Below are 23,075 nucleotides of genomic sequence, written 5' to 3' on the forward strand. Positions count from 1 at the left end.
ACATCTAGGAGCTGGGCATTACGGTCATCCCCTCACGCACCACCAGTGGGGGGATGACATGACCAATCCGTACACGACGCCGCAGCTGCCGCCCCAGCCGCCACTGCCGCCGCAGTCGCCGTTCCGCCCGGCGCCCAGGTGGGCGCGAAAGCGGTACGCGCTCCCCGCGCTCGCGCTGGCCTTCTTCCTGGGCCTCGCCGCGAACGCCTCCGGCGAGGACACGAAGACCGCCGAGGCACAGCCGAAGGCGGCCTCACCAGGCCCCACGGTCACCGTCACGGCGACCACGACGTCACCGGCGGAGGAACCCGAACCGGCGCCGACCGTGACGGCCACGAAGACGATCAAGGTCACCACGACGGTCACCGCGGCGCCCGCGGCCGGCAGCGGTTCCGCCTCCGACGACAGCGGCGACTCGTCCGGCGACGACGTCTACTACGCCAACTGCAGCGAGGCCCGGGCCGCCGGTGCCGCCCCGGTCCACCGGGGCGAGCCCGGGTACGCCTCCCACCTGGACCGCGACAACGACGGGGTGGGCTGCGACAGCTGACGGGCGGACGGCTGCCCCGGCCTCAGGATCCGGCCCGAGGATCCGGGGCAGCCGTCTCGGTCTCACTGGACCGCTCACTGGATCGGAGAGTCGGGCGGCGGAAGCTGGACGATGCGCTCGAGATCCATGGACTCGACGCCGTCGACCGCTTCCAGGGCCGGCAGCCGGTCCTCCGTGACGGTTCCGGAGAGTGTGCCGAGGGCCGGCTGCTCGCCCGTGACCGTCAGGCCCGCCCGCCGCAGGGCATCCACCACCTCCGCGAACCGGTCGGGGTCCACCGCGAGGATGACCCCGACCGGAGCGGAGCCGGGCGACTCGGTCACGGGGCCTGGAGCAGGCCGGCGCCGACGTCCTTGGCGGGCTGCGTCAGCGGGTACGCGCCGGCGAGCAGGGCCGCCTTGAGTTCGGTCGCGGAGGCGTTGGGGTTGGCCTCGGCGAGCAGGGCGAGGACACCCGCGACATGCGGGGTGGCCATGCTCGTGCCCTTCATCTCCGTGTACCCACCGCCAGGGGCGGCCGAGCGCACGTCCCAGCCGGGCGCGGCGATGTTGACCTCACCGCCCTGGCCGTTGATCCCGCCGTTGGAGAAGAACGCCGGGGCGATCGCCTTGTCCAGCGCGCCCACCGCCAGGATCGAGGGGCAGTTGGCGGGCCGGCTGACGGGGAAGACGTCCTGGGGCCGGTTGCTGTCGTTGCCCGCGGCGGCGACGATCACCGTCCCGCGCTCGAAGGCGCGTTTGGCCAGGATCTCGTACGTCTGCGGGAAGAGCTCACCCTTGCGGACCCGCGCGCCGAGCGACATGGAGATCACGCGTGCGCCGCGGGCGATCGCCCAGGCCATGCCCGCCAGGATCTGGCCGTCGGTACCGGAACCCCGGTTGCTGAGGACCTTGCCGGCGAGGATCCGGGCGTCGCAGGCCACGCCGTAGCGGGGCTGCTGCTGCGGGTTCCGCGGGCCGGCGACGGTGCCGATGCAGTGCGTTCCGTGGCCGTTGGAGTCCTCGACGGACTCGCCGAGCACGAACGACATCGTCTCCTCGAGGCAGCCGACCAGGTCCGGATGGTCGGTGTCCACCCCGGTGTCGAGGACGGCGACCTTCACGCCGCGTCCGGTCAGGTGGGACAGGTTGGCCCGGATCGCCTGCAGTCCCCAGGTCCAGGTCTGCTCGTCCCAGGCCGGGCCCTGCGCGACGGCCATCTCGGCCCTGGAGTGGCGGGCGACCACTTCCTCGTCACTGCGGTACGCCGGGAAGAACTCGGTCGGCGCCTGCGTCGGGGCGGTGATCGGCATGGCGTACACCATGCGCTCGGGCTCTGCCGCGATGATCGCCGGATCGGCCTCGGCCGTGGTCACCAGCGCGTGACGCTGCTCGGGCCGTACCTCGACGACCGCGGCCCCGAGTTCCTCGAAGTGCACCGAGACATCGGGGCGTTCGAGGAGTTCGGCTATGTTCGCGGTCTCGGTTCCTCGGACACGTTCGACGGACGCGATGTCGGCGTTGGAGCGCAGCGCGTTCAGCCCGCTCTCCTGATTGCCGGGCTCGAGCAGGACCACGTACCGGCCGGTGTACTCCGCGCTCTGCTCAGGGGTGCGGCCCTGGCCGTTGGGTCGGTCGGGCTGCCCGCCGAAGGCGCGCCTGTCCATGGGTCCGTTCGCCATTGAATCTTCCCGCTTTCTGTGCTCCCCCCTGTCTGTGGACGCACGTCGACACACGGAGCTGCAGGCGCGGGGTTGGCCGGCGCGTGCGGTCGTGGATACGGTCGTGGATCGACGTGGAATGCCGTGACCTGCAAGGACGCGCCTTGTCGAGGCCTCGGCACAGCCCCCTCGAATACGTTCGCATCGGACACTGTTGTACGCAACAGAACAAAGTGGTACAGGGCAGAACAAAAGAAGCGGGCCAACGGTCATCGGAAGGAGCCCCGCCATGTCCGGCTGGAATGAGCGCGACATCCCCGACCAGAGCGGCCGCGTCGCCGTAGTCACCGGGGCCAACAGTGGCCTCGGGTACGTCACGGCGCGGGAGCTGGCGCGCAAGGGCGCCCGGGTGGTGCTCGCGTGCCGGAGCGAGGCGCGCGGCGGGGCGGCCCGGGATCGGCTGGCCTCAGAAGTGCCTGGCGCCCAGGCCGAGTTGAGGCTTCTCGACCTCGCGGACCTAGGCTCCGTACGCGACTTCGCCGCGACGTTCCCGTACGACCGCCTGGATCTGCTCGTGAACAACGCGGGCGTGATGGCGTTGCCGTACGGCACCACGGCGGACGGGTTCGAGACGCAGTTCGGCGTCAACCACCTCGGGCACTTCGCGCTCACCGGCCTGCTGCTGCCCACGCTGCTCGCCACTCCGGGCGCACGGGTGGTGACCGTCTCCAGCCCGATGCACGCGCTGGCCAACATCGACCTCGCCGACCTCAACGGCGAGCGCCGCTACCGGCGTTGGCTCGCCTACGCCCGGTCCAAGACCGCCAACCTGCTCTTCACGCACGAACTGGCACGCAGGCTGTCGGCGAAGGGGGCGGAGGTGGTGGCGGCCGCGGCGCATCCCGGGTACGCGGACACCAACCTGCAGACCGCGGGGCCGCGCATGTCGGGGCGCCGGGCCGGTGAGTGGTTCATGCGCGTCGGCAACCGGCTCTTCGCCCAGTCCGCCGAGGCCGGCGCGCTGCCCACGCTGTACGCCGCCACCGCCCCCGACGTCCACCCCGACTCCTTCACCGGCCCGTCCTTCGCCGGCTGGCGCGGCTCACCCGCCCCGTCCTGGCGGGCGCCCTGGACGCTCGACGACCGTGCGGGCGACCGGCTCTGGGAGGCGTCGGAGCGGCTGACGGGGGTGGCATACGACTGCCTTGCCGAGCCTCTGTAGTGCTCAGGCCGGGAGCCGGGATGGGAATGGCGGCGCCGATGACGCCGTTCGGCTCGGTCCGGTCCCTGCCGCGCGGGGGGGGGGGGCCTGCCGCAGGATGCCGCCCGTTACGGCGGGACGTGGGCGAGGGCTGCGGGGCCTGGCTGGGCGACACCGAGTACGGGATCGGGCGTACCTCCGCCAGCGGCACGATGCCGCCGGGCGCGCCCGGACAGCTCGGCGCGGTGAGGCTCTCCCGGCTCCAGGGACCCCATGGCCACGCCCTGCGGGTCGTACGCGGCCCCAGCTGCCGCATCACCGCGGCCGCTTCGAGAGCGCGCTGCTCGGCGACGGACAGCCTGTCCCGGTCGGCGTTCAGCAGATCCTCGGCGTTCATCCTGCTCGTGGGGTCCGAGGTGACCCGCGCCCGGCTGTCCGGGGCGTCGTCGCGCGGAACGCGGCACAGCCACGGCCGGCGGTCCGGACCTGTCCCATGGACCGCTGAAGGCCACTCCCTGAGCAGCAGGTTGGCCCGGAGCTCCGCGGCTCCGGGCCAGGACGGAGCGGGCTCGTCCCCTACATCCGTACGCCCGAGGTCATCGCGCCCGCACCTCGTACGTCGTGATCCGCACCGTCTCGTCGTCCAGGCACTGCCCGGTCTCCAGGTCGAACCGCTGCTTCAGCAGGGGCGAGGCCACGAACGGGCGGCCCTGGTGGGTGCCGGTCAGGCCGCGGGAGAGGACCGCCGCGCCGCCGAAGGGGTCGCGGTTGTCGATGGCGTACAGCCGTCCGGCGCGGTCGCGGAAGAGGGCCACCTGGTCGCCGTTCGGCAGCAGGGCCGCCACACCGCGGCCGGGGAGCAGCCGGTGCAGGTCGCAGACCGTCAACCAGTCCTCGTCCAGCCGTACTTGGACCTTGAGGTCGGTCGTCTCGGGTGCCAGGGTCATCGCTGGGCGCTTCCTTCCAGGGGGCGCTGGCCGATGGTCAGCAGGGGCAGGTCGGGCTTGATCTGGTCGCGCTCGGGGACGAAGCCGACGACCGGGTCGGGGGTGTCGGGCGCGTTGATGAAGGAGACGAAGCGGGCCAGCTTCTCCGGGTCCTTGATGGTCTCCGCCCACTCGTCGCGGTAGTTCGCGACATGGGCCGCCATCAGGGACTCCAGCTCCTCGCAGATGCCGAGGGAGTCCTCGACGACCACGTCACGGACGTGGTCAAGGCCGCCGGGGATCCGCTCCAGCCAGACGCTCGTGCGCTCCAGGCGGTCCGCGGTGCGGATGTAGAACATCAGGAAGCGGTCGATCAGACGGATCAGCTCGGCGTCGGACAGGTCCTGGGCGAGGAGGTCCGCGTGGCGCGGGGTCGCGCCGCCGTTGCCGCCGACGTAGAGGTTCCAGCCGTTGGCGGTGGCGATCACGCCGAAGTCCTTCGACTGGGCCTCCGCGCACTCGCGCTGGCAGCCGGACACGGCCGACTTCAGCTTGTGGGGGGACCTGAGCCCCCGGTAGCGCAGCTCCAGGTCGATCGCCATGCGAACCGAGTCCTGGACGCCGTAGCGGCACCAGGTCTGCCCCACGCAGGACTTCACGGTACGCAGGGCCTTGCCGTACGCGTGGCCGGACTCGAAGCCCGCGTCCACCAACCGCGCCCAGATCAGCGGCAGTTGCTCCACGCGTGCGCCGAACATGTCGATCCGCTGGCCGCCGGTGATCTTCGTGTAGAGGCCGAAGTCGCGGGCGATCTCGCCGATCACGATCAGGCCCTCGGGGGTGATCTCACCACCGGCGATCCGCGGGACGACCGAGTACGAGCCGTTCTTCTGGATGTTGGCGAGGAAATGGTCGTTGCTGTCCTGCAGCGCCGCCTGCTCGCCGTCCAGGACGTAGCCGCTCGCGCCGATCGTCGGGGCGAGGGAGGCGATGATCGAGCCGACCGCCGGCTTGCAGATCTCGCAGCCGTCGCCGCCCTTGGCGCCGTCGCGGCCGTAGCGGTCCAGCAGGTCCTGGTAGGTGTTGATGCGCAGGGCGAGGACGATCTCGTACAGCTCCTCGCGGGTCTGCGAGAAGCAGCCGCACAGGCCCTTGTCGACCTCGACGCCGGACGCCTCCAGCTCGGCGTTGATCAGCTGGCCCAGGACCTTGACGCAGCTGCCGCAGGTGGTGCCGGCCTTGGTGCACTTCTTCACCTCGGGCACGGTCGTGCACTGGTGGTCGGTGACCGCGCCGCGGATCGTGCCCTTGGTGACGTTGTTGCAGGAGCAGATGATCGCCTCGTCCGGCAGCGCGGACGGGCCGAGCTGGGCGGGCGCCCCGGCACCGGCCGGCAGCACCAGCGACTCCGGCGAGACCGGCGGGACCGAGCCGGTGAACGCCTTCAGCGTGCCGTACGCCTCCGCGTCGCCGACCAGGATGCCGCCGAGCAGCGTGCCGTCGCGGCCGATGACCAGCTTCTTGTACAGGCCCGCGCGGGAGTCGGAGTACACGACGTCCAGGCAGTCCTCGGCGGTGCCGTGCGCGTCACCGAAGGACGCCACGTCCACGCCGAGCAGCTTCAGCTTGGTGGAGAGGTCGGCGCCCGTGAACGTCAACTGCTCCGTCTCGTCGGCGGCGATCGCCGCGGCGGCCGTCTCGGCCTGCTCGTAACCCGGGGCCACCAGGCCGTACACCCGGCCGTCCGCCGCGAGCGCACACTCGCCGATCGCGAACACGTGCGGGTCGGCGACCGTACGGCACTGCTCGTCGACCGTGATGCCGCCGCGCTCGCCGACCGTGAGGCCGCAGTCGCGGGCCAGCTGGTCGCGGGGGCGGACACCGGCGGAGAAGATCACCATGTCGGTGGCGAGTTCGGAGCCGTCGGAGAGCTTCATGCCGGTGACGACACCCTCGGCGTCCGTCACGATCTCCTGCGTGCCCACCCCGGTGTGGACCGTCAGGCCCATGTCCTCGATCGTGCGCAGCAGCGCGGCGCCGCCGCCCTCGTCGACCTGCACCGGCATCAGCCGCGGCGCGAACTCCACGATGTGCGACTCGACGCCCAGGCCCTTGAGCGCGCCCGCGGCCTCCAGGCCCAGCAGACCACCGCCGACGACGGCACCCGTCGTGGCCTTCGTCTTCGCGTACTCCTCGATCGCGAGCAGGTCCTCGATCGTGCGGTACACGAAACAGCCGGTGGCGTCCTTGTTCGGGACCGGCGGCACGAACGGGTACGAGCCGGTGGCGAGGACGAGGATGTCGTACTCGAAGACCTCACCGGACTTGGCGGTGACCTTCTTCACCTCGCGGTCGACGGAGACCGCCGGGTCACCGATGCGCAGCTCGATGCCGTGCGTGTCGATGAACTCCATGTCCGTCATGGACAGGTCCTCGGGCGTCTTGCCCGAGAAGTACGAGGTCAGCGCTACGCGGTCGTACGCGGGACGCGGCTCCTCGCACAGCACGACCACGCGGTGCGTGGCGGTCAGGCCGCGCTCGGCGAGCGCTTCGAGGAAGCGCTGGCCGACCATGCCATGGCCGACGAGCACGATTGTGGGGGTGACCCCGAGGTCGGCGGTCATCAGGAGCCTCCATCGTTGGTGAGCAGGTGGAGCAGGGGGCCGTCGTCGGGGAGCGGCTCTGCTCCCTCCCAGGCGCGGGCGAGCGCGCCGACGGTGCCGAGTTCGCCGACGAGAACCCCGCCGACCAGGCGGTCGTCGCGGACGACGACCTTGCGGTAGGTGCCGCGGGTGGCGTCGGCGAGCTGCACGACGTCGTCGCCGGGCCGGGCCTCCGTCTCGCCGAACGCGGCGAGGTCGAAGGGTGAGTCGTGCCCGGTGAGCGTGAGCCGGGTCAGCGCGCGGGTACCGGTGTAACGGGCGTGCGCGCGGCGTCCCGACAGCAGCTCGGCCAGGACTTCCGCCTGTTCGAGCGCCGGGGTGGCGAGCCCGTAGACCGTGCCGTCGTGCTGGGCGCAGTCGCCGATCGCCCTGATGTGCGGGTCGGAGGTGCGCAGTTCGTCATCGACGACGATGCCCTTGCGCACCTCGAGTCCGGCGGTCTGCGCGAGGCCCGCACGGGGGTGCACCCCGCAGGCCAGTACCACGAGGTCGGCGTCGAGGGCGTAGCCGTCGTGCATCTCGACGGAGCGGACCGCGCCGCCCACGCAGCGCACATCACGCACGCGGCACTCGGTGTGGATCTCGACGCCGAGGTCCTTCAGATGCCGCTGGACGAGCTTCGAGGCGCTCGGGTCGAGCTGGCGCTCCATGAGACGCTCGCCCTGCTGGGCGAGCACGACCTGGGCGCCGCGCTGGGCGAGCGCCCGGGCCGCGGAGACCCCGAGGAGTCCGCCGCCGATCACGACCGCCTTCACACCCGGCCGGACCGCCTTGGACAGTCCCAGGCAGTCGTCCATGGTCCGGAAGGCGTGGACGCCCTCCGGCAGCACGTGGTCGGGCGTGAACAGGCCGCGCAGCGGCGGCAGCACCGGGTTGGAGCCGGTGGCCAGCACGAGCGTGTCGTATGCGATCTCCGAGCCGTCCTCGAGGTGTACGGTCCGCACCTCGCGGTCGATGCCGGTGACCCGGCCGCGCGTCAGCTCCGCGGGCGCCGGCAGGGCGATCACATCGGGGCTGTACCGCCCGGCCAGCACCTCGGCGAGCAGCACCCGGTTGTACGGGCGGTGCTCCTCGTCGCCGACGAGCGTCACGGGCGTGCCGAGCTCGCCGAGCCGCCGGGCGAGTCGTACGCCCGCGAGTCCGGCGCCGATCACCACCACACGCGTATTCGAGGTCATGCCTAGGAGCGTGCGATGCGGGTGTTACCCGACCGCATCACGTCTGTTTCCCACGAGGAACGCTGCCCTCAGCGGGGGCCGGGGGCCGGTGTGAGGGTTCGGCGGGGGCGGCGGGGGCGTGCTGTGAGGTGGGCGTTCGCGGTGGTGGGGCGGGGTGGACCGAGGCCCCGGTTTCCGTGCAGTCACCATCGTCTACGACCGTGAGCGTCATGCATGACCTGTCACACACCCATGCCTTCGCCGACCCTCAGGAGTCCCTCAAACAAGATGGACACCCCACACATCACCTGCCTAGTGTCGCGATCATGCCCGACATATCGCTGACCATGGTCGCCGTCCTGTGCCTCGCGGCCCTCGCGGCCGGCTGCATCGACGCCGTGGTCGGCGGCGGAGGGCTGCTCCTGCTCCCGGCCCTGCTGCTCGGCCGGCCCGCGAGCACCCCGGCCGCGTACGCGCTCGGCACCAACAAGGCGGTCGCCATCGTCGGCACGACAGGCGCGGCGGTGACCTACGCCCGCAAGGCACCCGTGGACGTGCGCCTCGCCGTACGCATCGGGCTGGCGGCGCTCGCGGGCTCCTGCGCCGGTGCCTTCTTCGCGGCCGGCATGAGCACCGAGGTGCTGAAGCCCGTGATCATGGTGGTGCTGCTGGCCGTCGCCGCGTTCGTGATCCTGCGCCCAGCGTTCGGCACGGCCCCGGCGACCGGCCCGGCCACCCGCCGCCAGATCCTCGCCGCGATCGGCCTCGCGGGCCTGGGCATCGGCTTCTACGACGGCCTGATCGGCCCCGGCACCGGCACGTTCCTGGTCCTCGCCCTCACCGCCGTCCTCCACCTGGACCTCGTCACCGCCTCCGCCACCGCCAAGATCGTCAACTGCTGCACCAACGCCGGCGCACTGGCGACCTTCGCCTGGCAAGGCACGGTGCTGTGGCAACTGGCCGGGCTCATGGCGGTGTTCAACCTGGTGGGCGGAACGGTGGGGGCGCGTACGGCGCTGAAGAAGGGGAGTGGGTTTGTTCGGGGGGTGCTGCTGGCGGTGGTGTTCACGCTGGTGGCGAAGTTGGGGTATGAGCAGTGGGTCGTCTAGCGACGGGCGTCTGCGGGCGAAGGAGGTCACCGATCCAGCGTCATGTTGACCTGCCACGCACTGCCGGGCGAGACCGGATTCCCCTCACTGTCCGTCCCCTCGAACGTGAAGACGCCGTCGACGGTGATCTTTTCGCCCGGGGCCGCGGACTGAAGGACGTCGCACGCCTGCTGATCGGTGCCGACAGCCGTGTCCTTGAGGTGGGTTATGACGTCGCCGGTCTCCAACTTCGCCTCACTGGCCGGTGAGTTACTGGCCACGCTCGACACGTAGAGGCCCTCTATCCCCTGGTCCTGGAGCTCCTGCTTCATCGCCAGAGCGTCGTCCTGGTCCTCCTCGGGGAAATACAGCTCGAAGGACTCGTCGGAGATGGCCAGCAAGTCTCCCCAGCCGGGGTCGTTCTTGCTCTTTCCATCAGCGAGCCCTTGGAGAAGCGGCTCCGCGTGGTCGCTGCTAATGGCGTTGTACTGGCCCTGGGTCCCTGAGATGCTGAAGGTGTTGATACCGACAAGCTTCCCCTCGCTGTCGAGCAGCGGCCCTCCGGAATTACCGTCATTGAGTGCTGCCGAATGCTGCACGGTGGAAGGAAGTTCGGGCTGACTCGCCAGATCCGTCACTGCGACGTCCGGCGACTGGACCACGCCCGTGGTCAGGACGGCCTTCTCACGCGCCACGTCACCGGCGCCTACCGGATAGCCGATCGCCGTCACCTCGTCCCCCTGCTCCAGTTCACCGCTGTCGCCGAACTCCACCTCCTCCAGATCTTCTTGCTGTGTCTGGAGCTTCAGCACCGCCAGGTCCTCGCAGGGATCGCTGCCCATCAGCCGCACGGGCACGGGCTCTTTGTCCTCGATGCGGACCTTCAGAGCGCTCTGCCCGGTGACCACGTGCGCATTGGTCACGATGAGACCGTTGTCGGCGTCGTAGATGACTCCGCTACCGAAAGCCTCTCCAGCCAGCACCTGCACGGTCGCGGGCGCCACCCGCTCGAAGATCTCCTTCGGATCGTCCGCCCTCGCGTCGGTCACCGTCATACCGCAACTCAAGGCGACGGCGGACGCGGCGGCGACGTACATTCTGGCTGTCGGCCGCATCTGGGGCCTCCTAGCGTGCGTTCCCCATTCAGGCTAATCCTCCGCTGTATGTCTGTCGCGCCGACGGAACACCGCAGGTCAGCGTCCTGCGATGGTCCACCTCATGACAGATCTGCCGGACCGTCAGACGACGGCGACGAGGCCGCCGAAGGGTGCGCCGTCGAGGGTGAACCGGTGGCCGCGCGCGGCAGGCGTACCGCCCGGAGGGCTCAGCGGCTGCCGGTCAGGTGCGCGAAGACGACGACGTTGCCCTGATACCCGGTCGTCCGTGAGTAACCGCCGCCGCAGGTGATCACCCGCAGTTCCGGGCGCCGCGCCGCGCCGTACACCTTCTCGTCCGGGAACGCCTTCGCGTCGTACACCTCGACGGCGTCCACGGAGAACAGCGCCGTGCCGCCGTCCCGTCGGTCCACCTCGATCGTGCTGCCCTTCTTCAGGGCGCCGAGGCGGTAGAAGACGGCGGGTCCGTCGGCGTTGTCCACATGGCCGGCGACGATCGCGGTGCCGGTCTCGCCGGGCGTGGTGCCGGCCTCGTACCAGCCGGCCAGGTTCTTGCGCTCGGCGGGCGGCACGTCGAGGCTGCCCGTCCTCGTCAGGCCCAGGCCCATGAGGGGCGCGGAGACCCGGATCGAGGGGATACGGATGCGGTCGGGCGGGGAAGGCGGTAGCGCGGGAGCGGACGAGCGGGCGGCAGCCGGGTCCGTGGGGGAGCGATCGGTGTCCTCGCCCCGCGCGATCTCCCTGCCCTGCGCCGCCGACGGCTGCGGCGGGGCGTGTGTCTGGGCGCCGTTGCCCAGCAGCCAGGCGCCGGAGCCCAGGGCGAGGACGGTGACGGCCGATATGGCGGCGTCGCCGACGCCGCGGTGACTGCGCACGGGAGCCTCCTGGGACTGTGCTGGGCCGCCCGGACTGTGCTCGGGCTGCCCGGACTCGCTTGGGCCGCCCGTTCCCCCTCCGGGCCGCGAGGGGCGTCGGACCCGGAGGGGGAGGGGACGTGCGGTACCGGTGGACGGACAGCGGAGGGTGTCCGTCAGATCCCGTCGCCTCTCGCCCGGCGATGCAGGAGCCAGGTACCGCCCGCGGCGGCGACGGCGAGAGCCGACACGCCGGCCGCGGTCTGCACGGGGTCGCCGCCGAGAGCGCCGCCGACCCCCGTCTTCACACTTCCTCTCGGATGCACCTGTTCGCGCGGGGCCGTCAGCGTGACCACCAGGTCCCCGCTCACCCGCCGGCCGCCCTCCGCGCAGGTGGCGGCGATCTCGTACGTCCCCGGCTGCGCGCTCGGCGGCACCCGGAACCGCCCGCTCGCGTCCTGCTCGGCCGTACCCGGCACCAGCGAGAAGTCACCGGCGCCCACGGCGCTGGCGTCGCCCGCCACCCCTGCGCCGTCCGGGCAGGCGGCCGTGTCCACCGCGACCTCCCCGCCCGGCACGACCGACGACGGGGACAGCCGCAGGCCGCCGGTGTCGTCACCGTACGCCGGCGCGGTGACGAGACCGGCCGCGGCGACGGCGAGCGCGCTACCGGTCAGCAGGCGGGTGGTACCTCGCATCGACGCTCCCTCGAGCTCTTCAGTGGCCTCTGTCCTTCCGAGGTAAGTGGCACGAGGCCGAGCCCGCTTCCTGAAGGTTTGTCAGAAATAGGGTGAACGGGTGTCATGCGGGAGGGCCGGAAAGCTTCTCCGCGTGCCGTTTCGGCAGGTCACAGCCGTAGGGCGGGCGCGTCCCGGAACAGCCCCCGAAAGGTGTGCGGGGCACGTGTGAACGGGTGACCGGCACGGGTGAGGCGCCCCCTCGGCGATGTGCGTCCCCTGTGCACCCGCCGGTCCCGACCGGACGGACGCGGTGATCCCTGCCGAAGGCGAACTCCCCCTTCGGCAGGGACCTTTGGTGACCCGGGACTACTCGGAGCAGGGCGGAGCCTGCTTGGCGTAGGTCTCGCCCGGCCGGTAGGCCCCGCACGCGGCCAGCACGACCGGGCCGTCGGCCGACTGCCGGAGTATCGCCAGGGTCTTGTCGGCCGGAGGCCGGTTGTCCTCCGTGGGCTTGAGCACGGACCCCGTCGCGCCCTCGAAGGTGACGCCGGTCCCCAGGACGATGCGCACCCCGGACGGTGTCAGGTCCCACTTCGCGGCCCGGTCCACGCTCTGCGACAGCATGCGGAAGGCGTCGTACGACACGGCGGAGTGGCCGTCATAGCGCCACGGGTCCCGCTCCGGCGGGCCGTCCACCCAGCTGTCGTACTCCTGGACGAAGTCCTTCGTCGAGTCGCTCGACCTGTCGTCCGTGACCGGCAGCGTGTGCGCCGAGTGGTAGAGGCGCAGCCAGGTGTTGTCGTCGTACTCGCCGGTCTGTGCGACGTTCGTGAGCTCGTTGCCGCCGAGGACGGTCAGGCCGTCGGCGGCGCAGGTCTTCTGCCGGTCGAAGGCGTTCACGAACGCGGTGAAGTCGCGTGCCCGGGCGGTCCAGTAGACGATCGACTCCTGATGCTGGCTCAGTTTCCGGCAGACGTTCTCGGCGAGGTCGTCCGGTCTGGAGACCTGGTCGATGCCGAGGCCCGCCGCCGACGCGCCGGTCTGGGAGAAGTCGACGATGTCCTCGGTGCCCTGGAAGCTCTCGCGGAAGTCGTCCGCGAGCCCCTTGCTGTACAGGTCGTTCGAGGTGTGGACCACGACGGCGTGCCGGGCGGGGGCGCAGCCCTGCTGTCCGCCGGACCGCGCCACGATGTTGGCGGTGGCCGCGAAGTTCGCCGCGATCCGCGCCTCGGTGCTGTTGAGCGGCGTGAGGGGCCAGTAGCTCCTGCTGCCCAGCATCTCGTCCGCGGTGGCGGTGGTGCCCACCACGGGGATCTCCGCCTGCGCCAGGACCGTCAGCGCCTTCCTGGACTCCTCCTTGCTCTGGGCGAACCCGAGAACACCGACGATCTCCTCGTACGCCGCGCGAGGCTTGTGCTCGAGTTCGGCGACCAGCTTCCGGGCCTCCCGCTCGGCGTTCACGAACCCCGCGCCGGTGTAGCGCACGTCCACCCTCAGCGGCACCCGTGAGTCGTCGGAGACGGCCTCCTGGTTGAGCCTGCGCTGCCACAGGGCGACACCGCGCAGTTCCGGGATGGTCCCGTCGAACAGGATGGTCGTGGAGGTGTCGTCCTTGGGCCGGTCGGACCCGAAGTAGACGACCGTACGGACCGTCCTGCCCTGTGCGGCGAATTTCTCGGCGGTCCCGTTCTGGCTCTGGATCTCGTCGTACGCCTCGTTGTACAGGGCTCCGGGCTTCAGTTCGGGCCGCTCGGTCGGCTTGGCGACGGCGCCGTCGCCGCCGGCGCAGGAGACGTCGACCGGAGGGGCGACGACCCGGAATCCTCCGTAGACGAGTGCGGACACGGCCAGCAGGGCGAAGGCGGTGACGCCGGCTGTCTGGGTGCTCGCGCGGAGCTTGAACACCCGTGGTTTCACCCGCCGGATGGACTGGCCGTCCCGGGAGAAGGGCTCGTCGTTGAGGGTCACCAGGACAGGCCGGTCGCCGCTGTCGCGCATCCGCTCGGTCGCCAGGGAGAGGCTGCCGCTCTCGGCGTTCAGGTCGCGCAGCAGGGCCGCCGAGGGGCTGCCGACCGCGATGACGAGAGGGCCCGGACGCCGCGCCGACCGGGCCGCGGCGTCCGCACGGTCGTCCGTGCCGGAGGCGGTGTGCAGGGCGCGGACGAGGCGTTCGGCCGCCCCGGAGCCGACACTGCCCTCCGGCGGGAGCTCGACGAGCAGCACGGGGCGTGCGGTCCGGCGGCGGCTGCTGGGCCGCGCCCGACCGGGAGACGGTTTGCGCAGGTCCTCCAGCAGCGCGCGCACCAGTAGCCGCTCGAAGTGCTGGAGTGCGTCGATGTGGCGCTGATGGTCCGCGGGGAGCGCCAGCCGGGGCACCTGCCGCTCCGCCACCGCGTCCAGCACCTCGAACAGGTCCTCACGGCCGCCGCTGCGGCCCAGATCGGAGCCGAGCCACCGCGGTCTCCGGTTCAGGGACAACGTTCCGGGCCGGATGAGCCGGGCGGTCTGCCGCCGGGCCCAGTACCACCGGGGGAAGGTGATGGTGAGGGCACGCCACCAGGTGCCGAGCAGCCATCCCCGTAACCCGGCGATGGGTGGCGCCTCCCCGCCGGACAGCGACCACAGCAGCGCCGGCAGACCGCCTCGCCCGACCCGCTGCCGGTAGGCGTGGTCGCGCAACTCCCGCGGCACGGGAGCGGGCCATTCCCGGCGCTCCCGCATGAACGCGATCACCTCGCGCAGGAGCACGAAGTCCGGGAACCGGTCGGGGGTCATGTGCCGGGGTATGCCGCGCCCCAGCTCGTTGCCGGCGCTCTCGGCCATGGAGGCGGAGGCGGGGTGGTCCTCCGCCCACACCAGGGCGTACGGCGCCAGCTTCGCGCCGTTGTCCCGCTGGAGCGACGACTCCAGCGCGCCCAGCACCCGGCGCACCCGGGCGCGGTGCTCCTGGGCCGGGTTCGCCGGGTCGGCGGGGGTGACCGGCTGTGGAACGCTGAGGACGATGAGCGGTGGGCTGGTCGAAAGGCCGGCGGGATCGTCGGGGGCGACCGCCATGGGGAACTCCCTGACGAACAGGTCCGCTCCGGTGTCGTCGGGAAAGCGACTCGGGGGCGAGGGCATCGCCATCGTGTGGACTCCTGGGACGAAGAGTGCCGATGTGGGGAGTGGTCACCGAGGAAGAGGAAGCGACAGGTTACCGGCAGTGGTGACACGTGCACGAGAGGTTTCGGAGGCCTGTTGGGGGCGTTCTCGCCGGGGCAGAATGGTCCGCGTCGCGAACAGGCGCGGACAGGAAACGGGGTCGGACATGAGCGGAACGGTGACGGCGGTCAGCAGCAACGGCGAGTACTCGTTCACCAAGCCGAACCGGGAGAGCATCACGCTGCTCGCCGGACTCGGCGTCGAGGGAGACGTGCACGCCGGTGTGACGGTCAAGCACCGTTCGCGAGTGGCCCAGGATCCCACGCAGCCGAATCTGCGCCAGGTCCACCTCATCCACGAGGAACTCTTCGACGAGGTCGGCGCCGCGGGATTCCGGGTGGCCCCCGGCGAACTCGGGGAGAACATCACCACCCGGGGCATCGATCTGCTCGGCCTCTCCACCGGGACACTGCTGCGCATCGGGGACGAGGCCGTCGTCGAGGTGACCGGCCTGCGCAACCCCTGCCTCCAGATCGACAACTTCCGGGCCGGGCTGCTGAAGCAGGTCGTCGGCCGTGACGACGCCGGGAACCTCGTGCTCAAGGCCGGAATCATGGGCATCGTGAAGACGGGCGGTGTGGTACGCCCCGGCGACACGATCAAGGCCGAACTCCCGGACGGTCCGCACCGGCCGCTGGACCGGGTCTGAGCGAGAGGGCTGCGCAGCTCACCACCACGGCGCCCTCCCGCTCTCGGTTCCCGGCCGAACCGTCAGCCCACGTTCACCGCACTCCAAGCCGCAGCCACCGCGCCGTACTCCGCGCTCCCCGCCCCATACAGATCCCGGGCGGCGTTGAGCGTCGCCGTGCGCGCGCCCGCGTAGTTCGTCGAGGACGTCATATACACGGTCAGCGCCCGGTACCAGATCGCCCCGAGCTTGTCCCGCCCGATCCCGGTGACCGAAGAGCCGTTACAGGTGGGCGAGTTGTACTGCACCCCGTTGACCGTCTTCGCCCCGCTCCCCTCGGCCAGCAGATACGCGAAGTGGTTGCCGATGCCGGACGAGTAGTGGACGTCGAGCTGTGAGGCCGTGACGCTCCAGCAGTCGACGGAGTTGCCGTCCTTCGACGGCTTGTCCATGTACCGCAGGGCGTTCCGTCCGAAGCCCGACCGGACGATCTTCTCGCCGATCAGATAGTCCCCGGGATCCGAGGGGTTCCCCGCGTGGAACTCCACCAGCGTCCCGAAGATGTCGGAGGTCGCCTCGTTCAGCCCCCCGGACTCGCCGGAGTACGTCAGCGCCGCGGTCTTCGACGTCACGCCGTGCGTCATCTCGTGCCCGGCCACGTCCAGCGACACCAGCGGCCCGAGCTGCGTGCCGTCGCCGTCGCCGTACGTCATGCAGAAGCAGTTGTCGTCCCAGAAGGCGTTGTTGTACTTGTTCCCGTAGTGCACCCGGTTGAACGACCCCTTGCCGTCACCCGCGATGCCGCGCCGGCCGTGGACGTCCTCGTAGTAGTCCCAGGTCACGTCCGTGCCGTACTGCGCGTCCACCGCGGCCGTGGAGCGGTCGGCCGTGGTGCCGCTGCCCCAGTGGTTGTCGGCGTCCGTGAAGACCGTCGCCGGCGCGCGGTTGAGGCAGACGACCAGCAGGCACAGGTCCGTCCTGTTCTCGGCGTCACCCGTGTAAGTGCCGCCGCGTGTCGGATCCTTCAACTGGTACGTCGATCCCGACGGCGTCGTCTCCAGCGGCACCGTGCCGCCGTACAGCGACTTCCCGTCGCCGGACGCGGTCTCGATGCTGTCCCACGCGTCGATCTGCGCTCCGGTGCGGGCGTCGGTCAGCACCGTGCGGGCGACCGGGTTGCCGAGGGAGTCCTGGGCGACGGCGTCGGTCCGCCAGGCCAGCTTCGGGGTGCCGTGCAGGGCGTCGACGATCAGCTGGGGCTTGGCCGTCAAGCGCTTGAGGGTCTCGCCGAGGTTCACGGCGCGCAGCGCGTTCGCCGCGAGGTCGGCCGCCTTCGGTGCGGAGACCTCGGGCGCGACGCTCGACAGGGAGATCGGGCCCTTGGTGGCGCGCGAGGCGCTGCGGTACGTGCCGTCCTTGGCGAGGTGGACGACGAAGTCGCCGCCCAGGACGGGGAGTTGGCGGTAGGTGCGGTCGTAGCGGACGTGCTGCGAGCCGTCCGCGTCGATGACGACGTCCCGTACGGTCGTGTCCTGCGCCGCGGTCAGCCCCAGGGCCGCGGCCCGCTCCAGCAGGACCGACGCCGCGTCCTCGAGCGCGCTCGCCCGGGTCGGCCTGTCGTCCGCGCCGGCGGCGGGAGAGAGTACGCCGGCCAGCAGGGCCGTGGTGGCGGCGGCCACCCCTGCGGTGGCGAGACGGGAACCTCGGACATGCAGCCGTATCCGACTCATCGGTCTCCTCGAACTGGGCGGTAACAAAGATGTCCCAGATTCAAGGGGCCGTGGACATGCCATGGCCAGGGTGAATACGTGCAGGTGTGTGAGGGGAGAGAATCGTTTCTGTGACCCTCTCTCCCCGACTCCCCTTCTTCGTCTACGGCACCCTCCGCCCCGGCGAGCCCAACCACGACGCCTTCCTGCGCGGCCGCACGCTCGCGGAGGAACCGGCGCGGCTGGCCGGGGCGTTGCTGTACGACGGCCCTGGCTATCCGTACGCCGTCGAGGTACCGGACGGCGGCGGGACCGTGCACGGCGACCTCGTCACCGCCCGCCCCGAGGAGTACCCGGCACTGCTCGGCGCGCTCGACCGGCTGGAGGAGTACGCCCCGGGCCACCCGCGCAACCTCTACGAACGCATCGCCCGCGAGGTGATCCGCGAGGCCGACGGAACGGCCGTACAGGCGTGGGTGTATGTCGCCGCCCCCTCGGTCGCCGCCCGCCTGCGCGCGGACGGCAAGCTCATCGAGAGCGGCGACTGGGTGACTCGCCGGAGCTGAGCCCCCGTCAGGAGACGTTCGTCTCCCGGCTCCCAGGACTTCGCCCCCTCCTCAAGACTTCACTGCCTCCACCCGCACCGCACACGCCTTGAACTCCGGCATCCGCGACGTCGGGTCCAGCGCTGGGTTGGTCAGGGTGTTGGCGCGGCCCTCGCCCGGCCAGTGGAACGGCATGAAGACGGTGTCCGGGCGGATGCCGGTCGTGATGCGGGCGGGGGCGACCGCCCGGCCCCGGCGCGAGACCACGGCCACCGGATCGCCCTCGGCCGCCCCGAGCCGCGCCGCCAGCCGGGGGTGCAGCTCCACGAACGGGCCCGGCGCGGCGGCGTTCAGCTCGTCGACGCGACGGGTCTGGGCGCCGGACTGGTACTGGGCCACGACCCGGCCGGTGGTCAGGAGCACCGGGTACTCGTCATCCGGCTCCTCCGCGACCGCCCGGTACGAGACGGGGGCGAACCTCGCCCGACCGTCGGGGGTGGCGAAGCGGTCGAGGAAGAGGCGGGGGGTGCCGGGGTGCACCGCGGTGGCCAGGTCGTCGTCCTGCGCCGGGTCGTCGTCCGCGGGCACATCCAGTGAGGCGTCCTCGGAGTCGTCGGCGCTGTCCGAGGAGCCCGGGCCGGCCGCCGTCGCCGGGCACGGCCAGAACACCCCGTTCTCCTCGATCAGCCTCGGGTACGTGATCCCCGAGTAGTCCGCCGGGCCGCCCGCGCTGGCACGGCGCAGTTCCTCGAAGACCTCCTCGGGGTCGGTCGGGAACTTCTTCTCCATGCCCGGTTCCGTGCCCAGCCGGGCAGCCAGCTCGTGCATGACCTCCAGGTCGCTGCGGATGCCCTCCGGCGGGGTGATCGCCTGCCGGCGCAGGATCACCCGGCCCTCGAGGTTCGTCGTCGTACCCGTCTCCTCCGCCCACTGCGTGACCGGCAGGACGACGTCCGCGAGCGCCGCCGTCTCGGACAGCACGACGTCGCACACCGCCAGGAAGTCCAGCGACCGTATGCGCTCCTCGATGTGGGCCGCGCGCGGTGCCGACACGATCGGGTTCGAGGCCATCAGCAACAGCGCCCGGATGTCCGTGCCCAGCGCGTCCAGCAGTTCGTAGGCGCTGCGCCCCGGCCCGGGCAGGCTGTCCGGGTCCACGTCCCACACCTCGGCGACGTGCCGTCGCGCCGCCGGGTCGTCCAGCTTGCGGTAGCCGGGCAACTGGTCGGCCTTCTGGCCGTGTTCGCGCCCGCCCTGCCCGTTGCCCTGCCCGGTCAGACAGCCGTAGCCGGACAGCGGCCGGCCCGCCCGTCCCGTCGCCAGGCACAGGTTGATCCACGCGCCCACGGTGTCCGTGCCCTTGGACTGCTGCTCGGGCCCGCGCGCGGTCAGCACCATCGCGTGCTCCGGCTCGCAGAACAGCCGTACGGCCTCCCGGAGCTGGGGAACGGACACCCCGGTGATCCGCTCGACGTACTCAGGCCAGTGCGCCATCGCGGCGGCCCGCGCGTCCTCCCAGCCGACCGTGCGCTCCTGGACGTACTCCTCGTCGACCCGTCCCTCGGCGACGACCAGGTGCAGCAGGCCGAGGGCGAGGGCGAGATCGGTGCCGGGCCTCGGTGCCAGGTGCAGGTCGGCCTGCTCGGCGGTCCTGGTGCGGCGCGGGTCGATGACGATCAGCGTGCCGCCGTTCTCGCGCAGCTCGGTGAAGTAGCGCAGCGACGGCGGCATCGTCTCCGCGAGGTTGGAGCCGACCAGGATCACACAGCCGGTCTTCGGGATGTCCTCCAGCGGGAAGGGCAGGCCCCGGTCCAGGCCGAACGCCTTGATCCCGGCCGCCGCGGCCGAGGACATGCAGAAGCGGCCGTTGTAGTCGATCTGCGAGGTACCGAGCACGATCCGCGCGAACTTGCCGAGGCTGTACGCCTTCTCGTTGGTCAGTCCGCCGCCGCCGAAGACCCCGCACGCGTCCGGGCCATGTTCCGTACGCGTGCGTGCCAGGCCCTCGGCGATCCGGTCCAGCGCCTCGTCCCAGGTGGCCGGCACCAGCGTGCCGCCCGACCGCACCAGCGGCGTGGTCAGGCGGACGCTCGACGACAGCACCGCGGGTGCCGTACGGCCCTTGCCGCACAGCGCTCCCTTGTTCACCGGGAAGTCCGGGCGCTCGACCACCGCGACACCCCCGTCCTGCTGGGGCGTGAGGTTCATTCCGCACTGCAGGGCGCAGTACGGGCAGTGCGTGGGCGTCGCGGAGTTCGGCATACCGTTCAGCGTGGGTCGACCGTGTTACGTGCGGGACGGCTCCCTGTTACACGGCCGGGACGGTGACCTCCCCGTCGCCGCCCGGCCGCGGTGAGGCGCACAGGCGCCTCGCTCTGAGTCGCCGCCGGGCGGTGCGTGGGTTGCCGTTGTTTCGAAAACCGCCTCGCAGTATCGCAGGACGGACGCACGGGGGGCCGGAAGCTGCGTTCTCGTCTCCCGGGTGGTCCCGGACGACCAGGTCCAGCCGGCGCCCTGGAAGCGGCGGCGACGATCGCCTCGTACGGCCGCGCGGTGGTCACGGCGGCCCGCGAGTGCGTCGACCGAGCCCTGGAAACCGGGCTTCGCGACGGCATCCTCTTCGAACGCCGCGCCTTTCACGCCCTGTTCGCCACCGACGACCAGAAGGAGCATGAGCGCGTTCCTGGAGAAACGCCGGCCGCGTGTCACCGGCCGCCGCGGCCGGGGCTCCGCTCCCGCCCGTTCAGGGACGGGCCTTGGTCAGGGGGCTGCGCAACGCGTTCGCCACCCCCGGCTCCTCCGGTCCGAGAAACCGGGGGTCCGGCTCGAAGAGGGCGTCCAGGGCGGCCTTGCCCGCCGCGAAGATCTCCCGCGTACCGCCGTAGTACCAGGTGGCGTCGTGCTTTGCCTCGACCCCCACGCCGTACGACGCCACCCCTGCCTCCTGGCACAGCGCGACCGCGCGCCGGATGTGGAAGCCCTGGCTGATCAGCACCGCCTCGTCGACGCCGAAGATCTTCTTGGCGCGGACGCAGGAGTCCCAGGTGTCGAAGCCGGCGTAGTCGCTGACGATGCGGGAGTCCGGCACGCCGTGCCGCGTCAGGTACGTGCGCATGGCGTCGGGCTCGTCGTAGTCCTTCCGGCTGTTGTCGCCCGTGACGAGGACGACCTTGATCCGCCCCGCGCGGTACAGCTCGGCCGCCGCGTCGAGCCGGTGGGCGAGGTACGGGGAGGGCTCGCCGGCCCACAGTCCGGCACCGAAGACGACGGCGACGTCGGTGCGCGGTACGTCGGCCTCGGTCCGCAGCCGGTCGCCGGTCACGACGTGCATCCAGGTGGCCGGAAGCAGCGCCAGCACACACCCCGCCATCAGGGCCTGCACCAGCCGTCGCTGTCCGGTGCGGGTGCGCGGCAGACGTGGTCGGCGCAGCTTCGGTCGGCGCATTCGGATGGTCCCTCCCCGGTCGGCACACGGCCCGTTCTCGACAGTCAGGGACGTTCTGCCGGCCGCCGCGGTTCGCCGCATCCGACGTGATCAGCTTCACTCCGCTACCCGAATCCGCAGGTCAAGCCGCCTCACACACCTGGGGACCCCATCGTGAACCCGGTGTAAGAACCCGTCATTCCTGCGAAACGGGGCGGCAACGTGCCGCCGCCACCATCGGTTCATGACGGCGTCGAACCCTCTTCACGACGAGTCCACGATTTTCCCCGGCCCGGGGGCCCACCTCGACAGTACGGCGCACATCATGAACCGGATCAGCAGCCAGCTCGCCAGCCAGCTCAGCCTCGTCTCGCTCGACGGCAGCCGGCGCCCCGAACCTCCCCCAGTGCCTGAACAGCCTGCGCGGTACCCCCATGCGCTCGTCGTCGTGGCCCATGGCAGCCGTGACCCGCGCGCCCTCAGCACCGTACGCGCGCTCCTCGACAAGGTCCGCGAGCTGCGCCCCGCCCTGCCGGTCCACCTCGGCCACATCGAGCTGAACGAGCCCCTGCTCCCCGACACCCTCGCCTCCCTCGGCGACGGCGAGGCGATCCTCGTCCCGCTCCTCCTCAGCCGCGGCTACCACATCAAGCGGGACATCCCCGAGATGGCCGCCGAGTCACGGGTGCGCGCACGCGTGGCCGGCGCCCTCGGCCCGCACCCCCTGCTGGTGGAGGCCCTGTACACCCGCCTGGTGGAGGCGGGCTGGCGCACCCGCATGGACGAGCCGACCCGCCGCAGGAGCGCGGTGGTCCTGGCGGCGGCGGGCTCCCGTGACCCCGAGTCGAAACTGGACACCTCCCGCACGGCCCAGCTCCTCGCCGACCGCCTGGGCGTCCCGGTGATCCCGGCGTACGCGACGACGGCGGCCCCGACGGTCCCGGACGCCGTTCGGTCGCTGGCCGCCCGGGGCCGCACAAGGGTCGCGGTGGCCTCGTACTTCACGGCCCCCGGCCGCTTCGCCACGGAGTGCGCGGAGGCGGCCCCGTGGATCGCCTCGGCCCCCCTCGGCACCCACCCGGCGATGGCGAAGCTGCTCCTCCACCGCTACGACCGGACCCTGGCGACCCCGGCCACCACGACCCCCGAGCTGGCATCGGCCTAGGCGAGGTCGCCGCCACGCGCGCCACTCCCGGCTCCCGCCCGGACGGAGCAACGACGGCGAGTCCCGGTCCGCCGCCGGCCTTACGTTCGTCAGGAGGCCGAGGGAGGCACCGATGATCGACCATCCGAACATCGCCGTCTTCCAGCGCGCCATGACCGCCTTCTCGGCGGGCGACATGGACGCGTTGGCGGAGGTCTTCCATCCCGACGTGGTGTGGCACATCGGAGGCAGGAACCGCCTGGCGGGCGACCACCGGGGGCGGGACGAGACCTTCGCCCTGTTCGGCCGCGAGGTCCAGCTGACCGGCGGCACCTACCGCCCGGCGCTCCACGACGTTCTCGCCAACGACGACCACACGGTCGCTCTCCTCCACGTGACGGCCTCACGCGAGGGCAGAACGCTCGACCTGGACTACGCCCTCGTCCTCCACATCGACGACGGCCGGATCACCGAGGGCTGGGTGGTGACGACCGACCCGGCGCTCTACGACGCCTTCTGGTCCTAGGTCGTGGCACCGGCCCCGGCGGACG

The 23,075-nt window shown here is 71.5% G+C and carries 19 protein-coding genes and 1 pseudogene; 8 read left to right on the top strand and 12 right to left on the bottom strand.

Features of this window, described 5'->3' with window-relative positions; genetic code table 11:
* Positions 1 to 58: 58 nt before the first annotated feature.
* Complete coding sequence (locus ACIBAG_RS09125) at positions 59 to 550, top strand: excalibur calcium-binding domain-containing protein (RefSeq protein WP_399102678.1); 492 nt, start codon at positions 59 to 61, stop codon at positions 548 to 550.
* Positions 551 to 624: 74 nt separating this feature from the next.
* Here the strand turns inward: ACIBAG_RS09125 and ACIBAG_RS09130 are convergent, their stop codons facing one another.
* Positions 625 to 873 carry a hypothetical protein gene (locus ACIBAG_RS09130; RefSeq protein WP_399102680.1) on the bottom strand — a complete coding sequence of 83 codons (249 nt, stop codon included), beginning with the start codon at positions 871 to 873 and terminating at the stop codon, positions 625 to 627.
* Complete coding sequence (locus ACIBAG_RS09135; RefSeq protein ID WP_399102682.1) at positions 870 to 2,210, bottom strand: S8 family peptidase; 1,341 nt, start codon at positions 2,208 to 2,210, stop codon at positions 870 to 872. Before ACIBAG_RS09135 ends, ACIBAG_RS09130 begins: the two co-directional genes overlap by 4 nt.
* Positions 2,211 to 2,478: 268 nt before the next feature.
* Here ACIBAG_RS09135 and ACIBAG_RS09140 point away from each other — a divergent pair, with 268 nt between their 5' ends.
* Positions 2,479 to 3,411, top strand: a complete 933-nt coding sequence (locus tag ACIBAG_RS09140) for an oxidoreductase (RefSeq protein WP_399102684.1) — start codon at positions 2,479 to 2,481, stop codon at positions 3,409 to 3,411.
* Between the two features lie 575 nt (positions 3,412 to 3,986).
* Here the strand turns inward: ACIBAG_RS09140 and nirD are convergent.
* The 3 genes from nirD to ACIBAG_RS09155 are packed head-to-tail and all read right to left on the bottom strand — an operon-like array spanning position 3,987 to position 8,157.
* Complete coding sequence (gene nirD / locus ACIBAG_RS09145; protein ID WP_399102686.1) at positions 3,987 to 4,337, bottom strand: nitrite reductase small subunit NirD; 351 nt, start codon at positions 4,335 to 4,337, stop codon at positions 3,987 to 3,989.
* On the bottom strand, positions 4,334 to 6,940 hold the full coding sequence (nirB, locus tag ACIBAG_RS09150) for a nitrite reductase large subunit NirB (RefSeq protein WP_399102688.1): 2,607 nt from the start codon (positions 6,938 to 6,940) through the stop codon (positions 4,334 to 4,336). Before nirB ends, nirD begins: the two co-directional genes overlap by 4 nt.
* Positions 6,940 to 8,157 (bottom strand): NAD(P)/FAD-dependent oxidoreductase, encoded by a 1,218-nt coding sequence (locus ACIBAG_RS09155; RefSeq protein ID WP_399102690.1) that lies wholly within the window; start codon positions 8,155 to 8,157, stop codon positions 6,940 to 6,942. Before ACIBAG_RS09155 ends, nirB begins: the two co-directional genes overlap by 1 nt.
* A gap of 305 nt (positions 8,158 to 8,462) precedes the next feature.
* Here ACIBAG_RS09155 and ACIBAG_RS09160 point away from each other — a divergent pair, with 305 nt between their 5' ends.
* The gene (locus tag ACIBAG_RS09160; protein WP_399102692.1) at positions 8,463 to 9,245 is read left to right on the top strand and encodes a sulfite exporter TauE/SafE family protein; all 783 of its coding nucleotides are present in this window, start codon (positions 8,463 to 8,465) and stop codon (positions 9,243 to 9,245) included.
* A gap of 26 nt (positions 9,246 to 9,271) precedes the next feature.
* On the opposite strand, the gene ACIBAG_RS09165 is transcribed toward ACIBAG_RS09160, so the two are convergent.
* From ACIBAG_RS09165 to ACIBAG_RS09180, 4 genes are all read right to left on the bottom strand, one after another.
* Complete coding sequence (locus ACIBAG_RS09165) at positions 9,272 to 10,279, bottom strand: S1C family serine protease (protein WP_399102694.1); 1,008 nt, start codon at positions 10,277 to 10,279, stop codon at positions 9,272 to 9,274.
* 269 nt (positions 10,280 to 10,548) lie between these two features.
* Positions 10,549 to 11,214, bottom strand: coding sequence for a class F sortase (locus tag ACIBAG_RS09170; RefSeq protein ID WP_399102697.1), 666 nt, complete (start codon positions 11,212 to 11,214; stop codon positions 10,549 to 10,551).
* A gap of 155 nt (positions 11,215 to 11,369) precedes the next feature.
* Positions 11,370 to 11,891 carry a hypothetical protein gene (locus tag ACIBAG_RS09175; protein WP_399102699.1) on the bottom strand — a complete coding sequence of 174 codons (522 nt, stop codon included), beginning with the start codon at positions 11,889 to 11,891 and terminating at the stop codon, positions 11,370 to 11,372.
* Positions 11,892 to 12,239: 348 nt separating this feature from the next.
* Positions 12,240 to 14,999: an ABC transporter substrate-binding protein gene (locus ACIBAG_RS09180; RefSeq protein ID WP_399102701.1), complete on the bottom strand. Its 2,760-nt coding sequence runs from the start codon at positions 14,997 to 14,999 to the stop codon at positions 12,240 to 12,242.
* A gap of 181 nt (positions 15,000 to 15,180) precedes the next feature.
* Between ACIBAG_RS09180 and ACIBAG_RS09185 the strand changes: the two genes are divergently transcribed.
* The gene (locus tag ACIBAG_RS09185; RefSeq protein WP_399102703.1) at positions 15,181 to 15,723 is read left to right on the top strand and encodes an MOSC domain-containing protein; all 543 of its coding nucleotides are present in this window, start codon (positions 15,181 to 15,183) and stop codon (positions 15,721 to 15,723) included.
* A 62-nt stretch (positions 15,724 to 15,785) separates the two neighbouring features.
* On the opposite strand, the gene ACIBAG_RS09190 is transcribed toward ACIBAG_RS09185, so the two are convergent.
* Entirely contained in the window at positions 15,786 to 17,432 is a 1,647-nt protein-coding gene (locus tag ACIBAG_RS09190; RefSeq protein WP_399102705.1) for a M4 family metallopeptidase, read from the bottom strand.
* Between the two features lie 110 nt (positions 17,433 to 17,542).
* On the opposite strand from ACIBAG_RS09190, the gene ACIBAG_RS09195 reads away from it, so the two are divergent.
* Positions 17,543 to 17,977 carry a gamma-glutamylcyclotransferase family protein gene (locus ACIBAG_RS09195; protein WP_399102707.1) on the top strand — a complete coding sequence of 145 codons (435 nt, stop codon included), beginning with the start codon at positions 17,543 to 17,545 and terminating at the stop codon, positions 17,975 to 17,977.
* Between the two features lie 51 nt (positions 17,978 to 18,028).
* On the opposite strand, the gene ACIBAG_RS09200 is transcribed toward ACIBAG_RS09195, so the two are convergent.
* Complete coding sequence (locus tag ACIBAG_RS09200; RefSeq protein WP_399102709.1) at positions 18,029 to 20,218, bottom strand: molybdopterin oxidoreductase family protein; 2,190 nt, start codon at positions 20,216 to 20,218, stop codon at positions 18,029 to 18,031.
* Between the two features lie 172 nt (positions 20,219 to 20,390).
* Between ACIBAG_RS09200 and ACIBAG_RS09205 the strand changes: the two are divergent.
* Positions 20,391 to 20,672: pseudogene (locus tag ACIBAG_RS09205) on the top strand (enoyl-CoA hydratase-related protein); the annotation flags it as partial.
* A 27-nt stretch (positions 20,673 to 20,699) separates the two neighbouring features.
* Here the strand turns inward: ACIBAG_RS09205 and ACIBAG_RS09210 are convergent.
* Positions 20,700 to 21,401, bottom strand: a complete 702-nt coding sequence (locus tag ACIBAG_RS09210) for a vancomycin high temperature exclusion protein (protein WP_399102711.1) — start codon at positions 21,399 to 21,401, stop codon at positions 20,700 to 20,702.
* A 223-nt stretch (positions 21,402 to 21,624) separates the two neighbouring features.
* On the opposite strand from ACIBAG_RS09210, the gene ACIBAG_RS09215 reads away from it, so the two are divergent.
* Entirely contained in the window at positions 21,625 to 22,545 is a 921-nt protein-coding gene (locus tag ACIBAG_RS09215; RefSeq protein WP_399102713.1) for a sirohydrochlorin chelatase, read from the top strand.
* Between the two features lie 112 nt (positions 22,546 to 22,657).
* On the top strand, positions 22,658 to 23,050 hold the full coding sequence (locus ACIBAG_RS09220) for a nuclear transport factor 2 family protein (protein ID WP_399102715.1): 393 nt from the start codon (positions 22,658 to 22,660) through the stop codon (positions 23,048 to 23,050).
* Positions 23,051 to 23,075: the final 25 nt, after the last annotated feature.

Origin of the sequence: Streptomyces sp. NPDC051243 (assembly GCF_044455405.1) — a bacterium.
Lineage (GTDB): Bacteria > Actinomycetota > Actinomycetes > Streptomycetales > Streptomycetaceae > Streptomyces.

What these genes read in the sequence shown, in the direction of transcription:
- ACIBAG_RS09125 (WP_399102678.1), top strand. Translation starts at nt 59, where the DNA reads ATGACCAATCCGTACACGACGCCGCAGCTGCCGCCCCAGCCGCCACTG.
- ACIBAG_RS09135 (WP_399102682.1), bottom strand. Translation starts at nt 2,210, where the DNA reads ATGGCGAACGGACCCATGGACAGGCGCGCCTTCGGCGGGCAGCCCGAC.
- ACIBAG_RS09140 (WP_399102684.1), top strand. Translation starts at nt 2,479, where the DNA reads ATGTCCGGCTGGAATGAGCGCGACATCCCCGACCAGAGCGGCCGCGTC.
- nirD (WP_399102686.1), bottom strand. Translation starts at nt 4,337, where the DNA reads ATGACCCTGGCACCCGAGACGACCGACCTCAAGGTCCAAGTACGGCTG.
- nirB (WP_399102688.1), bottom strand. Translation starts at nt 6,940, where the DNA reads ATGACCGCCGACCTCGGGGTCACCCCCACAATCGTGCTCGTCGGCCAT.
- ACIBAG_RS09155 (WP_399102690.1), bottom strand. Translation starts at nt 8,157, where the DNA reads ATGACCTCGAATACGCGTGTGGTGGTGATCGGCGCCGGACTCGCGGGC.
- ACIBAG_RS09160 (WP_399102692.1), top strand. Translation starts at nt 8,463, where the DNA reads ATGCCCGACATATCGCTGACCATGGTCGCCGTCCTGTGCCTCGCGGCC.
- ACIBAG_RS09165 (WP_399102694.1), bottom strand. Translation starts at nt 10,279, where the DNA reads ATGACGGTGACCGACGCGAGGGCGGACGATCCGAAGGAGATCTTCGAG.
- ACIBAG_RS09175 (WP_399102699.1), bottom strand. Translation starts at nt 11,891, where the DNA reads ATGCGAGGTACCACCCGCCTGCTGACCGGTAGCGCGCTCGCCGTCGCC.
- ACIBAG_RS09180 (WP_399102701.1), bottom strand. Translation starts at nt 14,999, where the DNA reads ATGGCGATGCCCTCGCCCCCGAGTCGCTTTCCCGACGACACCGGAGCG.
- ACIBAG_RS09185 (WP_399102703.1), top strand. Translation starts at nt 15,181, where the DNA reads ATGAGCGGAACGGTGACGGCGGTCAGCAGCAACGGCGAGTACTCGTTC.
- ACIBAG_RS09190 (WP_399102705.1), bottom strand. Translation starts at nt 17,432, where the DNA reads ATGAGTCGGATACGGCTGCATGTCCGAGGTTCCCGTCTCGCCACCGCA.
- ACIBAG_RS09200 (WP_399102709.1), bottom strand. Translation starts at nt 20,218, where the DNA reads ATGCCGAACTCCGCGACGCCCACGCACTGCCCGTACTGCGCCCTGCAG.
- ACIBAG_RS09210 (WP_399102711.1), bottom strand. Translation starts at nt 21,401, where the DNA reads ATGCGCCGACCGAAGCTGCGCCGACCACGTCTGCCGCGCACCCGCACC.
- ACIBAG_RS09215 (WP_399102713.1), top strand. Translation starts at nt 21,625, where the DNA reads ATGACGGCGTCGAACCCTCTTCACGACGAGTCCACGATTTTCCCCGGC.
- ACIBAG_RS09220 (WP_399102715.1), top strand. Translation starts at nt 22,658, where the DNA reads ATGATCGACCATCCGAACATCGCCGTCTTCCAGCGCGCCATGACCGCC.